This window comes from Reyranella sp. (assembly GCF_017305915.1).
In the GTDB taxonomy this organism is placed as follows: Bacteria; Pseudomonadota; Alphaproteobacteria; order Reyranellales; family Reyranellaceae; genus Reyranella.
The window spans coordinates 21,773-35,042 of the sequence record NZ_JAFKJN010000039.1; the positions used below are offsets into that span (position 1 = coordinate 21,773).

General features: G+C 62.1%; 15 protein-coding genes. 8 read left to right on the plus strand and 7 right to left on the minus strand.

The window, feature by feature from the left end; translation table 11 throughout:
• Positions 1-2 precede the first annotated feature (2 nt).
• From J0J01_RS29905 to J0J01_RS29935, 7 genes are all read right to left on the minus strand, one after another.
• Positions 3-860, minus strand: a complete 858-nt coding sequence (locus J0J01_RS29905; RefSeq protein WP_296387286.1) for a DUF3883 domain-containing protein — start codon at positions 858-860, stop codon at positions 3-5.
• A gap of 2 nt (positions 861-862) precedes the next feature.
• Positions 863-2,683 (minus strand): DEAD/DEAH box helicase, encoded by a 1,821-nt coding sequence (locus J0J01_RS29910; protein WP_296387287.1) that lies wholly within the window; start codon positions 2,681-2,683, stop codon positions 863-865.
• Entirely contained in the window at positions 2,670-3,767 is a 1,098-nt protein-coding gene (locus J0J01_RS29915) for a hypothetical protein (RefSeq protein ID WP_296387288.1), read from the minus strand. The genes J0J01_RS29910 and J0J01_RS29915 overlap by 14 nt, the downstream gene beginning before the upstream one ends.
• A gap of 241 nt (positions 3,768-4,008) precedes the next feature.
• Complete coding sequence (locus J0J01_RS29920; RefSeq protein WP_296387289.1) at positions 4,009-4,464, minus strand: BglII/BstYI family type II restriction endonuclease; 456 nt, start codon at positions 4,462-4,464, stop codon at positions 4,009-4,011.
• Entirely contained in the window at positions 4,461-5,402 is a 942-nt protein-coding gene (locus tag J0J01_RS29925; RefSeq protein ID WP_296387290.1) for a site-specific DNA-methyltransferase, read from the minus strand. Before J0J01_RS29925 ends, J0J01_RS29920 begins: the two co-directional genes overlap by 4 nt.
• A 179-nt stretch (positions 5,403-5,581) precedes the next feature.
• Positions 5,582-5,935 (minus strand): GNAT family N-acetyltransferase, encoded by a 354-nt coding sequence (locus J0J01_RS29930; protein ID WP_296387326.1) that lies wholly within the window; start codon positions 5,933-5,935, stop codon positions 5,582-5,584.
• Entirely contained in the window at positions 5,932-6,129 is a 198-nt protein-coding gene (locus J0J01_RS29935) for a hypothetical protein (protein ID WP_296387291.1), read from the minus strand. The genes J0J01_RS29930 and J0J01_RS29935 overlap by 4 nt, the downstream gene beginning before the upstream one ends.
• A 156-nt stretch (positions 6,130-6,285) precedes the next feature.
• Between J0J01_RS29935 and J0J01_RS29940 the strand changes: the two genes are divergently transcribed.
• The 8 genes from J0J01_RS29940 to J0J01_RS29975 all read left to right on the plus strand — a co-directional run bounded on the left by J0J01_RS29940 (position 6,286) and on the right by J0J01_RS29975 (position 13,261).
• The gene (locus J0J01_RS29940) at positions 6,286-7,299 is read left to right on the plus strand and encodes a hypothetical protein (protein ID WP_296387292.1); all 1,014 of its coding nucleotides are present in this window, start codon (positions 6,286-6,288) and stop codon (positions 7,297-7,299) included.
• Positions 7,300-7,456: 157 nt separating this feature from the next.
• Complete coding sequence (locus tag J0J01_RS29945; protein ID WP_296387293.1) at positions 7,457-7,864, plus strand: hypothetical protein; 408 nt, start codon at positions 7,457-7,459, stop codon at positions 7,862-7,864.
• Between the two features lie 88 nt (positions 7,865-7,952).
• Positions 7,953-8,426: a periplasmic heavy metal sensor gene (locus J0J01_RS29950; RefSeq protein WP_296387294.1), complete on the plus strand. Its 474-nt coding sequence runs from the start codon at positions 7,953-7,955 to the stop codon at positions 8,424-8,426.
• A 97-nt stretch (positions 8,427-8,523) separates the two neighbouring features.
• Positions 8,524-9,213 carry a response regulator gene (locus J0J01_RS29955; RefSeq protein ID WP_296387295.1) on the plus strand — a complete coding sequence of 230 codons (690 nt, stop codon included), beginning with the start codon at positions 8,524-8,526 and terminating at the stop codon, positions 9,211-9,213.
• 15 nt (positions 9,214-9,228) lie between these two features.
• A complete protein-coding gene (locus J0J01_RS29960) occupies positions 9,229-10,488 on the plus strand; it encodes a HAMP domain-containing sensor histidine kinase (protein ID WP_296387296.1) in 1,260 nt (419 codons plus the stop codon).
• A complete protein-coding gene (locus tag J0J01_RS29965; protein WP_296387297.1) occupies positions 10,488-10,817 on the plus strand; it encodes a low molecular weight protein tyrosine phosphatase family protein in 330 nt (109 codons plus the stop codon). The genes J0J01_RS29960 and J0J01_RS29965 overlap by 1 nt, the downstream gene beginning before the upstream one ends.
• Before the next feature lie 49 nt (positions 10,818-10,866).
• Positions 10,867-12,144, plus strand: a complete 1,278-nt coding sequence (locus tag J0J01_RS29970; RefSeq protein WP_296387298.1) for an acyl-CoA dehydrogenase family protein — start codon at positions 10,867-10,869, stop codon at positions 12,142-12,144.
• Positions 12,145-12,361: 217 nt separating this feature from the next.
• Entirely contained in the window at positions 12,362-13,261 is a 900-nt protein-coding gene (locus J0J01_RS29975) for a DMT family transporter (RefSeq protein ID WP_296387299.1), read from the plus strand.
• Positions 13,262-13,270: the final 9 nt, after the last annotated feature.

Sequence of the window (13,270 nt, forward strand, 5' to 3'; positions counted from 1 at the left end):
TTCTACTCCAACTGCGAAAATAGGTCGTCAAACGAATCAAACGGAATTTCCACCTCCAACCATTCGCCGTCCCCGGTATCCTTCGGAACGTGTTTCTCAATCTCTTCCGTCAGAACAACGGCAAAGCGGGTCCTTTCGTTCGAGGGCAAGTGCCAGAGATGGAACAGGTGCAAATCGCGTTCTTGCGCTGTCTCCCACTCATTCCGTGTAAGGTGGAAGGTTGGGCCGCCCTTCATAGTCGAGGCCTTTACTTCGATCGAGAGCGTTCTGCTGTCCTTTTGATCCACTATCGATAGCACGTCATAGCCGTCAGCATTGCTCTCGATAGCAGCCCACCTTGGCCGCCGCCCAGTTCGCTTCTCTTCATGCTCCAGCGTTAATCGTTCGCCCCTTCGGCCAATATCAGTCAGCCTCGTATCACGCCGTCCACGCGCTCGAGCTGCGAGTTCGTCCCAAAAAGACACAACGTGATCAGCGGTACTTGCGACCAAGTCTGCTTCAACGAGAATTTGGCCAACCGCATTGCCTGCAAACTGGACAACCCGAGCACGGCCAAAGGTTGCATTCTGCGCCCAAGGAGGCTGAACTACTTCCACAAAATCTAGGAGCGCCTGTCGCAGCCTCAACTCATAGGCCTTTTGCTGCATCAGCCGGCGGCCGTTGTCAGTTAGTTTGGCAATTCCAGCTTCATCTGCATTGAGCCAATTCAACGCCTGACAAGTCTCGACAACTATCGAGGCATCAACGTTCCCAATGTCTCTGAAGGACCGCACCACCTCCAGAAATGATAGCGGTTGCCGAGAAGTTATGCCCAGAAGGTCGATACAGCCTTGGACCACACCCGGCGAGAGAGCAAGCATACTTACTCTCCACTCAGGTCTCGCAGGAGAGCTCTAACATCTGCTTCCTGAAGGCCGGTACTGTATTCTTCGTAATCTTCAATATCCACCGGATCCAAGATGACTGGATCGGCATGTAAGGATGGATCATCCAGTGCCTGCGCCATCTGTCCGACTTTGAAGTCAAGGCGATACCGAACTGTTTCATCTACGCTCCCTTCGCATTCTACAATCTCGATGTACGTAGGTTGCTCAGGAGGAAGACCGAGTCGATGAATGCGATCCTGTGACTGGAGATAGTGAGCGGCATTGAAGGTGCGGTCGAGATAGAGAGCGTGGTGGCAAATTCTATGAAGGCTAACGCCTTCACTGGCTGCCGCCGGATTCGCGACCATAACCTTCACATTCGGGTCGTCATGAAAAAGCCGAATCTTTCCCTCTCTCGAATCATCATCCTCTTCATCCCCGGCATCGACTCCACCATGGATATAGAGTGCCCCGAGATCCGACAAGCGTTCGGCGATGTACTCCACATTGCGCACGAAAGAGCTCCAAATCAGCACCTTATGGCCTTGCTTAGTGAGCGATCTCGCTCTTTTGAGGACGTATTTTAGTTTTGGTCCATCTCCCTCAGCCAGAACAGCAGCCAAGAAATCTGGATGCGCGGATGCAAGTCCAGAAGAAATAAGTGCTGGATTTGAAACCAACTGAAGCAAGCGCGCAACAGAGCGCCCCAGCGCGCGAAATCGCTGCCTACCGGTTGTCGTCAATGCAGTCGCCGCTTCCCTCGCCACTTCCGAACGCATTAACTTATAGAGCTCGTGCTGCATCGGTGCCATCCGAAGCGGGACCGTCGACACAGTAATTGGCGGCAAATCGAGCTGCTTCTTCGTGGTGCGAACAAATACAGGCTTCAGCAATGCGACGACGTTATCTTCGTTCGCTGGCACTTCTGGATACAGGAACGCAAACTGCGGAATTAGATCTTCCCGCGACTGCGGCATAGGTGTCCCGGACATGATTAACTTACCGACAGTCAGATGCGATAAACCCAGAACCGCCCTGGCCGTCTGTTTAGTTGTTCCGCTCTTGATCCTGTGACTCTCATCTAGAAATATGTGTACGCGATGTTTCGCGCAAAAACCGGCGATCAACTTCGGAACCCGAGCAAGCTGCTGATAGGTGATGAGCATAAACGAGGGCGCAGTCTCCAATAGTTCCGATATTCGGTCACGGCCACCACGCAGTCGTGTGAAGCTGACTTCGTCGTTCTTCAGGCATTCTTGAAGTTGTTCATCCCAGGCAGCGAACGCATTCTTCGGCGCCACCACAAGCAACCTATCCTCCACATTGGCCCGCAAGAAGTAGGTTGCTAGCGCTTCCGACGTCTTTCCGGCGCCAGGAACAGAGAATGTCGCGCCAGCTGGCAAGCCTCCAAGTTTACCTACATTTCTCAGCTGATTCTCGGTAAGAGTCCGGCGAAAGCCTTTTTCTTCCAAACGTTTCGTTAACTCTGTTGGCTCAATGGTTGGTATTGCAGTTGCAGTATTGTAGCCAATGCTTGCACGAGCAGACTGCTGAAGAAGCTTTACCGCCTCTTCGCTGACAGCAAGGCCGTTTGGTGGGGAAAGGCCGTAGGCCTTGCAAATCTGACTAAACTCCGATCGCACCGCAACGAAGTTCCACCACGGCAGTGATAGGCTATAAGCTGTTTCCTGCGTCGCATCATCGGTAGAGTCAATCGCGAGCCGGCGCACGACGTCGACCCACTGCCCTGACTCATCTTCAGGCTGCCAGCCGATAACGGCCCGACCGTCGTCAGCTCGATAGCTAATTGTTAGCATGTTGGGCTACAAATGCCCTAATCTTGTCTAGGTGCTTTTGGATCTCATCCACCTGCTTTGTTACGCCTTCCACCTTCGCTTCAGGATGTAGCCCATCTTTGACTGCGGCTGCCAAGGTCGCTTGCGCTCGAGCGCAGCTATCCAGCAGATAGTTCGCACTCTTCGCTTCTTTCTTTAGCTGCTTTTGTATCTCTAGGACTTCGACAATTACCTTTCGTGGCTTGGCCGTTTCGCTGATTTCTTGAAGTTTTTTGGCCACTTGAAGGGCGACGGGATCGTCTTGTGCCGGAGTCGTAGATGTCCCGAATATGTCATCCACAGGATCGAACGAAATTGGCTTTGCGTCGACCTTGAGATCGTCGACGAGCTTTTTCTTTACCTCGTCAATATGCTCCTGGAGGGCGGGAATAGCGTCGTAAAGGCGCCCTCCGGCCTCTTTGGGATTATCGATTAAAACGAAAGCCCCTTCCTTGAAGAGCTCTTGTTTACCAAGCCCCTTGACCTTCGGGCGTGACTTAACAATTGCACGGAAAGCGAGCTCATCTCCAGCGACACGAGACCAATGGTTAGTCTTACCTCGGGATTTAAGATATTCATCTGCGTAGGCTCTCATGTCGAATAGCTCAAGTATCTTCTCTTTGGGCATATCATATAGATCTGCGAGCTCTTCGGTTGTGAAACCATCCTTCTTCTGCTTGGCCAGCATCATGTTAGCTTGAGCATCCCAAGAATAATCAGCTCGAATATCTTTGGTTATTTGTAGACGAGCTTCTAGGCGATCAAGCTCCTTCTCGTCCCCGTGCGGAAGTACAGCGATATCGATGTGCTGAAAGTGTGAATACTTAGCCTTTTCCTTATGCAGAAGCTCTCGCCAGGTTGCGAGACGCCGATTTCCGTTCACCACAAAGCCATTTTCGTCGAGCAAGATCGGGTTGATTTGACGATTGGCCGTGTCTTCAAAGAATTCCTGCAGGCCGCCTTGCTTCGCCACCTCAAGCAGCAATTTATGTTGGGCTTCTTGAGCTTCCCAAAGCTCTGGATCACCGGAAAAGAGAGTTGCAGGTGCGCTCGCATTCTTAGCCAAGTATTCAGCCTGAAGAGATGCCGTGCGTCCATTTGATAGCCTATACTTTGGCAACTCAATTGGGACCGTGACAATGGGAATGTCTATAGTCTTGCTTTGAAAGACAACTCGCTCCGTGGGCGAATTTTGCTTTTTTTTCCACTCCGTTACGCACTTGGTAAATTCATCAATGCGCCTAGGTTTCGGCCAGCCAAATCTGGACGCGGTTGGGGTAAGTGGTAGATCAGTTCCTGACATCTGTTTACTCCAATGCGTACACCAGAGTTGGCACATGATAAGCCTTGGTGAAGATTTTGAGTTCTCTTTCCAAGCGATTCGCCTCGGCAACGTTACTGCCTAGCTTCACAGCCATAGGCCGAGAAGGAACTACAAATATTGCAGAAGTGATCGCACCGTCGAGGTACAGCGTTTGCAGCTTTATCAAGTCAGCATACATTCGAGCCATATTGCCTGTTTGCAAACATAGGCCGACCTGCCCCTTTAGCGACGTTATGGTCATGTCAGATGCGACAGAAACTTGAAATTCACCTGACCATCCATGCGCTTTTAGCGAAGAGAGGAATGCGTCTCGAACCTTCGAGGCAGCTCCAGCTCTCGGTTTGACGGAAATACTTGAGATTACCGCTGCAATTTCGGCTTTCACCTCGACCGGAATTGCTTTGTCTCCGTGACAATGCGGAACGGTATAGTAGTTCATGACAGTAGGGTCTTATAGCCAGCTGGCGCGTGCGATAGCTTGCTCTGAGTGTGATCATAAAGAGGTTGATCGTGGGGCCGGTATTTCAACGTGCCGTCAAGTGCGTTATTAAGTCTCTTGCGACCGATTTCGGCATAGCGCTTGACGATCTCGCACCCCCAAAAGCGGCGCTTATGAAGAGCGGCTGCAACACCAGCAGACGCCGCCCCTGCGAAAGGATCAAAAACCAAATCACCTGGATTTGTAAGGCCAAGCACAAGCCGTTCGATGAGGCCCACGGGAAATTGGCATGGATGATCTGTCTTTTCGACATGATTGCTCTTGACGTTGGGAATGCTCCAAACGTCTTCCGGATTCTTTCCCAGGGGATTGCCCGACAACTGACCCGCCTTAGGGCCCTTGAAGTGTCTCTTTCCGGGATACTTTGAGGGTACTCGGATTGCATCTAGATTGAACGTATACGAATCGTTTTTCTGATCCGTCTTTGTATACCAAGCGACTACTTCATAGCGACCAGAGAAGCGCCTCTGCGAATGAAGGCCGTGACCGAATTGCCAAACAATCCGATTTCGCATCCGTAATCCCAACTTTTTGAATATCGGTGCAAATTCAATGTCGAGTGGGAATATTTCATTGTTGTCAACGTAGTTGCCTACCTGCCAGCACAAGCTTCCACCTGGGCGAAGCCGCGAAACAATCGCCTCCAATATCGGCTCGGCCCACGCAAGATACTCGTCTAACGCGCGCCTAGTCTCGTACTCTTTCCCTATATTATATGGAGGCGAGCTTACAACGAGATCAAAGAGATGCTCGTCAGGAAGCGCTTTTAGCATGTCCTCAACGGGTCCATGCCAAATGGCATAATCGGCACCCAACAGGACGTTGATGCTATGAACGCTGTTTAGAAGTTGCGCTTTCCGATTCACGACATGCCGCATCGATCATTTTCCTGTTGAGTGGCCAAATCTAAGATCGGTCCGGCATTCTCAGCAGATCGAACAAAGAGAGCACCAGTTCAACAATATCATAATGGGCTTGACCACTTCAGTGCGCAACGTAGAAGCGAGCATTGACGCGGCTCAATATGCCAATGGCATGATGGAAACTGTGGAAACTGTCATCCTGCCATACAACCCAGCCAGCTCTCCCGCTCGATCTCCAACCACACCGCCTCGATCCCCTTGTACGCGACGTTCTTCCGATACATCATCCCGAGCCGCGTCATCACCGCCTGCGAGGGCCGGTTGTCGGGCCACGTGATGGCGAAGATCCGCTCCAGCCCTAACGCGCTGAAGCCTGACTCGAGCGCGGCGCGCGCGGTCTCGGTGGCGTAGCCGCAGCCCCAGGCGTCGGGGTGCAGGGCCCACAGCACCTCGGTCTCGCCGAACTCGGGCACCCAGTTCAGGCCGCCATGGCCGATCAGCCGGCCGTCGCGGAAGATTCCCCACGGCGCGTAGCGGTGCTCGGTCAGGCCTGCTCGAAGCGCGCGATCGCAGCCCCCGCCGCCTCGATCTGGCCGCTGGTTACAGCGGCCCCAGCGACGCCGGCCGCGGCGGGCGGCAGCCAGCGGGCGACCTCGGGGTGGAAGCGCAGGCCGGCATAGGGCTCGGCGTCGGCGGCGATCATCGGGCGCAGCGTCAGGCGGTCGGTGTGGATGACGGTCATGTTCTTGCTGCGGCCTTTGACCCCTCCGCCCCGCTGTGAGCGGGGCACCTCCCCGCGCTCAGCGCAGGGAGGAATTTGGGAGGGTGGCACAAATTCTTCCACAAATCGCGGGCCCGGCGACTAGGGCTATACTCCGCCCGTCAGGGAGGGCCAGGCGTGGACGAACAGCGGGACGGGTCGACCAGCGGTGCGCGGCACGGGCTGCAGTTCTATGCTCGCTGCGCCCGGGAGGCGTGGCGCCGGTCCTGGGATGCCGCGAACGCCTGGCCGCCGATCGCGGGCCTGCTGGGCCTCTATGGCGGCGCGCGGCTCGGCGGCCTCGACCTGACCGTTCCCGGCGACAGCGAGTACGGCGCGCTGATCGGCACGGGCCTGTTCATCCTGATCGCCTGGCTGGCGGTCTTCCTCGTCCAGTTCGTGGCGGCGCCGCCCCGGCAGTACGCCCGCCTCGAGGCCGAGCGGCGGGTTGCGCCGCGGCCGGCGCCGCCGCTCGCACGGGCAATCGCTCCCCTGCCCGCGCCCGCACCACCAATCCTGCTGCCTTTGACCCCTCCGTCGCGGATTACCGCGCCACCTCCCCCGATGACGGGGGAGGGTTCGCTGATGGCGCCGTGTCCCGCGCTGCCGCCGATCGCGGTGCGCCAGCACGACACGCTACAGGTGCGCCTGCACGACCAGGTCTACGAGACGACCGCCATCGACACGACCGGCGAGCGGCTGCCGCCGTCCCGCGCCTACGTGGCGCGCGTCACCAATCGAGGCGATGCCCGCATCCGCCGCTGCCAACTCTTCTTCGGCAGCGCGACGCACATCCAGGTCGTGAGCGGCCCGTTCGACCTTGGGCCCGGCGCGCATCGCGACCTGCCGGTGCTGCGCGTCATCGACGAATCGGACGAGCCGCACGCGCTGCTCTACTTCCTCGACGGCGAGACCTGGGCGGTGGCGCAGGGCCAGGCGGCGTGGCTGCCCGAGCCCGGCCGCTTCAAGGTCAAGGTCCTGTCGGCCGATGCGCCCACCGCGGCGCTCGACGTCACGCTCGCCTGCAGCGCCGGCACGCCGCTCGCCTGGACGCTCCTCGAAGCTGACCCGGAGACGGCACCGAAAGCTCCGCGCAAGCGGCGGGCCTGGGCCGCGTCGGACGCGGTCGTGGAGCCGGGCACCGGCGACTGACGCCGACGACCACGATCCTGCCGGGTCCATGGACCGAACCGCGGCGCCTGCCCCCGAACGATCACGGCCCCGACTGCAACCGGACACTGTTGTCATTGGACTCCCACAACCGAATCTGCCGTGATCGCAGAGCGCAGAATGCGCTTTGGGGACGACCATGATCACGCTGATCGAGCTCAACCATACCTTGACCAAGGTGGGCACCGAGGCGCTCGCCCTGACCAGCCGCACCTGCCCGTCGCGGTCGCGAAGCCTGTGCGAGGTGCTGAGAGGCGCCGTCTGGATGCTCGCTGGGGACGTCCAGGACGCCGACACGCCCCTCCAGCGGGAAGCGCGTCGGCAACTGCACCTCGAGACCATCGCGCTGCTGGCGGAAATCGAGCTGGCCTTGCGCCATCCCACGGCCGCGAACCACTACGGCGTCAGGCATCGGGCGAGGGCGTGGAACGAGCTGCTGGAGCATGTCCGGCCGGCGCTCGGGATCGGCCTCGGGAGGCCGGAGCTGCACGGTCCCCTTGGCGTCCGGCCGGTGGGCGCGTCGCGCGCCGGCGGCTTCTTTACATAACTTTACATCGGGGACGCCGGCGGGAAACCGCCCTGCTCCACATAGGGGCGACGGGGAACCTCACCCTCCCTCTTTGATGGAGACAGCAATGACGACCCTCAAGACCATGATGATGGCGCTGCTGGCCGGCAGCCTGGCGGCGACCGCCGGCGGCGTGGCGTTCGCGCGCAGCGACGACGGCAAGGCGTTCGACCCGGCGCGCTTCCAGCAGCGCATCGAGAAGCGCGTCGACCGGGCGCTGTCGGGCACCGACGCGACCGCCGAGCAGAAGAAGAAGGTTTCCGACATCGTCGGCCAGGCCTTCACGGACATGCGCGGCTTCCACGACCAGCGCCTGGCCAACCGCAAGGCGATGCAGGAGGCGCTGCAGGCGCCGACCATCGACCCGGCCAAGATCGAGGCGATCCGCGCCGAGCAGATGAAGATCGCCGACGCCAGCTCCAAGCGCTTCACCACGGCGCTGACCGACGCCGGCAAGGAGCTGAACCAGACCCAGCGCCAGGCCTTCTTCAAGGCGTGGACGGCGCGCGGCGAGCACGGTCCTCACCACAAGCGTGGCTGAGGCCTGCCCCCTCCGGCCCTTCGGGCCACCTCCCCCGTCTGACGGGGGAGGCCGGGAGGGGGAGAGCAGCGATCGGGGTCCTCGGTATACTGGGCGTATGGCCGAGCGCATCCTGATGATCGACGACGATGCCCGTCTCGCCGCGATGGTCTCGGACTATCTCGGCGGGGCGGGTTTTCGTTTGACGATCGCCGGCACCGCGCGCGACGGCGAGGCGCTGCTGAAGCGCGAGAGCTTCGACGCGGTGATCCTCGACCTGATGCTGCCCGATGCCGACGGGCTCGACCTCTGCCGCCGGCTGCGCGGGGCCACCGACGTGCCGATCCTGATGCTGACCGCGCGCGGCGAGCCGATGGACCGCGTGGTCGGGCTGGAGATCGGCGCCGACGACTATCTCGCCAAGCCGTTCGAGCCGCGCGAGCTGCAGGCCCGGCTGCGCGCCATCCTGCGCCGCAAGGGCACGCCGCAGAGACCCGAGGTGCTGCGCTTCGGCCGGCTCGAGATCGACAAGGGCGCGCGCGCCGTGCGGCTCGACGGCGAGGACCGGCCGCTGACCGGCTACCAGTTCACCCTGCTGCTGACGCTCGCCGAGCGCGCCGGCCGGGTGCTGACCCGCGATGCGCTGATGGACCTGATGAAGGGCGAGAAGCTCGAGGCCTTCGACCGCTCGGTCGATGTCCACATCTCCCGCATCCGCGCCGCGATCGAGGACGATCCCAGGAAGCCCAGGCGCATCCTGACGGTGCGCGGCACGGGCTACGTGTTCGCGAAGGACCAGGACCGATGAGCTCCCAGCGCTGACATGCAGCGTCTCTACCTCCAGATCTACGTCACCGTCCTGCTGGTGCTGGCGGTGTTCGTCGGCGCGGCGGCGCTCGCCTGGAAGCTGACCGAGGACGAGACGCCGCAATTCCTCGACATCGCCGCCGAGCTGACCGGCGCGCTGCTGCCCGAGGCGTCTGCGCCGCCGGCCGAGCAGCAGAAGGCGCTCGACGCGCTGAACCGCAAGCTGAAGTTCGATCTCACGCTCTATCAGCGCAACGGCGCGATGATCGCCATGGTCGGCAAGCCGCCGCCGCGCTTCGATCCGCGCCGCGCCCGCACCGGCTGGCACCGCGGCCCCGGCGGCCCGACCTTCAGCCTGCAACTGCCCGACGGCCGCTGGCTGGTCGCCCGCCAGGTGCGCGAGCGGCCGAGCCCGATCTTGTGGATCGTGGGCGGCCTCGCCGTGCTGGCGATCGCCATCGCGGTCGGTGCCTATCCGGTGGTGCGCCGCCTCGGCCGCCGGCTCGAGCGGCTGAAGGAAGGCGTCGAGCAGCTCGGCGCCGGCGATCTCGGCGCGCGCGTGGCGGTCGAGGGCCGCGACGAGGTCGCCGCGCTGGCCGCGAGCTTCAACCGCTCGGCCCAGCGCATCGAGGAGCTGATCGCCGCCCACCGCCTGCTGCTCGCCAACTGCAGCCACGAGCTGCGCACGCCGATCGCGCGCATCTCCCTTGCCGCCGCGCTGCTGGGCGATTCGGCCGATCCCCGGACGCGCGAGGAGCTGAAGCGCGACATCGCCGAGCTCGACCACCTGATCGAGGAGATCCTGCTGGCGAGCCGCCTCGAAGCCGTGCCCGGCCTCGAGCGCCGCGAGCCGGTCGACCTGCTGGCGATCGCGGCCGAGGAAGGCGCGCACTACGACGTCGAGGCGAGCGGCGAGCCGGTCACCGTCGAGGGCGACCGCCTGCTGCTGCGCCGGCTGGTGCGGAACCTGCTGGAGAATGCACGCCGCTATGCCGGCGACGGGCCGATCGAGGTCAGCGTCGAGCCGGTCATGGACAAAGAGGGCGCGCGCGCCGTGCTCGACGTGCGCGACCACGGCCCGGGCGTCGCGCCCGAGGAGCGCGAGCGCATCTTCGAGCCGTTCTATCGCCCGATCGCGACGCGCGAGACCGGCCGCGGCAGCGGGCTCGGCCTCGCCCTGGTGCGCGACATCGCCGGCCGCCACGGCGGCAGCGTGGTCTGCCTTGCGGCAGAGGGCGGCGGCAGCCGCTTCCGGGTCGACCTTCCGGCCGCCTGATGAAGCGCCTGCTTTTCGTCTGCTCCCAGAACCGCCTGCGCAGCCCAACCGCCGAACAGGTCTTCTCCCGGCGCGATGGCGTGGAGTGCGCGTCCGCTGGCCTCTACGATTCGGCCGACGAGCCGCTGAGCGGCGAGCTGCTCGATTGGGCAGACATCGTCTTCGTCATGGAGCACGCTCACAAGACCCGGATGGCGGCGCGGTTCCGTGCCCATCTCAAGGGCAAGCACATCGTCTGCCTCGACATCCCCGACAAGTACACGTTCATGGACCCTGCGCTGGTCCGCCTTCTCGAAGCGAAAGTCGGCCCTTACCTACGGCGACCGTGATCGCTAATAATGCGCGGTAAACGGACGTTTACCTCGGAGGAGCGACCCCATGGATTTCGAAATTCCCGCGGAGATCGCGGCCTATTTGCGCGAGCTGGACCAGTTCATCGAGCGCGAGATCCGGCCGCTGGAGCGCGAGAACGACAACATTCGTTTCTTCGACCATCGCCGCGAGCACGCCCGCACCGACTGGGACAATGACGGCCAGCCGCGGCACGAATGGGAGGAGCTGCTGGCCGAGATGAAGCGCCGCGCCGACAAGGCGGGCTATCTGCGCTTCGGCCTGCCGAAGGAACTGGGCGGCAAGGACGGCTCCAATTTGGCCATGGCGATCATCCGCGAGCACCTGGCGCACAAGGGGCTCGGCCTGCACAACGACCTGCAGAACGAGAGCTCGATCGTCGGCAACTTCCCGGTCGTGCTGCTGCTGCACCGCTTCGGCACCCAGGAGCAGAAGGACCGCTACATCGAAGGCATGTTCCAGGGGACCGAGCGCATCGGCTTCGGCCTGACCGAGCCGCTGCACGGCTCCGACGCGACCTTCATGGAGACCGCGGCGGTCAGGCAGGGCAGCGACTGGATCATCAACGGCATGAAACGGTTCAACACCGGCATGCACACCGCGACCGCCGATCTCGTCTTCGCCCGCACCTCGGGCAAGCCGGGCGATGCCCGCGGCATCTCGGCCTTCATCACGCCGGTCAAGACGCCGGGCTTCAAGATCGAGCACATGTGGTGGACCTTCAACATGCCCTCCGACCATGCCGAGGTGTCGCTGACCAACGTGAAGGTGCCGCACGCCTCGATGCTGGGCGAGGAAGGCCGCGGCTTGGACGTGGCGCAGACCTTCGTGCACGAGAACCGCATCCGCCAGGCCGCCTCGAGCCTCGGCGCGGCGCAGTACTGCATCGACATGTCGGTCGCCTACGCCAAGAACCGCAAGGTGTTCGGCAAGGCGCTGGCGACCAACCAGGCGATCCAGTTCCCGCTCGCCGAGCTGCACACCGAGGCCGAGATGACGCGCGGCCTGGTGCGCAAGACCGCGTGGCACCTCGACCGCGAGCACCACATGAACGTCAGCGAATGGGTGGCGATGTCGAACTACCGCGCCAACCGGCTGGTGTGCGACGCCGCGGACCGCGCCATCCAGGTGCATGGCGGCATCGGCTATTCGCGCCACACGCCGTTCGAGCACATCTACCGCCATCACCGCCGCTACCGCATCACCGAGGGCTCGGAGGAGATCCAGATCCGCCGCGTCGCCGGCGCGCTGTTCGGCTTCTGGGGCGCGCAGAAGGCGTCGACTGCACCGAAAGCCGGCGACTAAGGACAATCCGCCTCGAGCCACCTCTCCGCCGCGTGAGCGCCTTCACAGGCGCGGAAGCGGGAGAGAGGAAGGGGCCCATCGCGAAGCGATGGGAAGGTGAGGTGGTGCCTGAACCAGAAACGACGTGCGACTTGAAGCGAAGACCCACCTCACCTCCCCCGCGCTGCGCGCGGGTCCCCGTCCTCTCCCTCCGCGATGACGCGAGCGGAGAGGACTCATGAGCCGCCGCTGGGCGGGCGAGCTGGTGATGTCGGTGACCATCCTGCTGATGGGATCGAGCTACCCCTTCGCCAAGCAGGTGCTCGCCACCATGAGCCCGCTGCTCTACAGCGGCTCGCGCTACATCGTCGCCGGCCTGTTCCTGCTCGCCGTGCTGGTCGTCACCCGCCAGCCGCTGGCGCTGCAGCGGCGCGACTGGCTGCCGATGCTGGTGCTGTCGATCGTGGGCGTCGGCGTCTTCCAGGCGACCTGGGGCTGGGGCATGGCGCGCACGCCGCCCAGCATCGGCTCGATCGTGATGACCACCACGACCGCCTTCTCCGCCATCCTCGCCTGGATCGGCGGGCGGCGGCTGCCGGCGCTGGGCTGGCTCGGCATCGTGGTCGCCTTCGCGGGCGTGGTGATCGTGGTGAACAACAGCCTCGGCGGCGTCACGCTGCAGCTCGGCAACCTCTCCGGCGCGCTGTTCTGGATGCTGTCGGCCTTCGCCTGGGCGCTCTATGTCGATCGCTGCATGCCCTACAATGCACGGCTCGGGAATCTGCGGGTGATCGCCTGGACGACCCTGATCGGCGGCCTGCTGCTGACCCTGCTGTCGCTGGGCTTCGATTCCCTCACCGAGTTCGGCCGGCTCAGCACCGCCCAGTGGGGCTACTGGCTCTACACGGCTATTTTCCCGGTGGGTGTGGCGTTCCTGGGCCTCAGCTTCGGCTTCGAGCGGCTGGGGGTCAGCCACACCATGGTCTACATGTACTTCATGCCGGTGGCCGCGGTGGCCCTGTCGGCGGTGTTTTTCGGCGATCCGCTGACCCCGGCGCGAGTCCTGGGCGGCCTGACCGTGCTTTTGGGCGTCATCCTGACCCGGGTGGCGCTCGACCGTGCGGCCCGCCTTCGGTAGAAAAGCGCC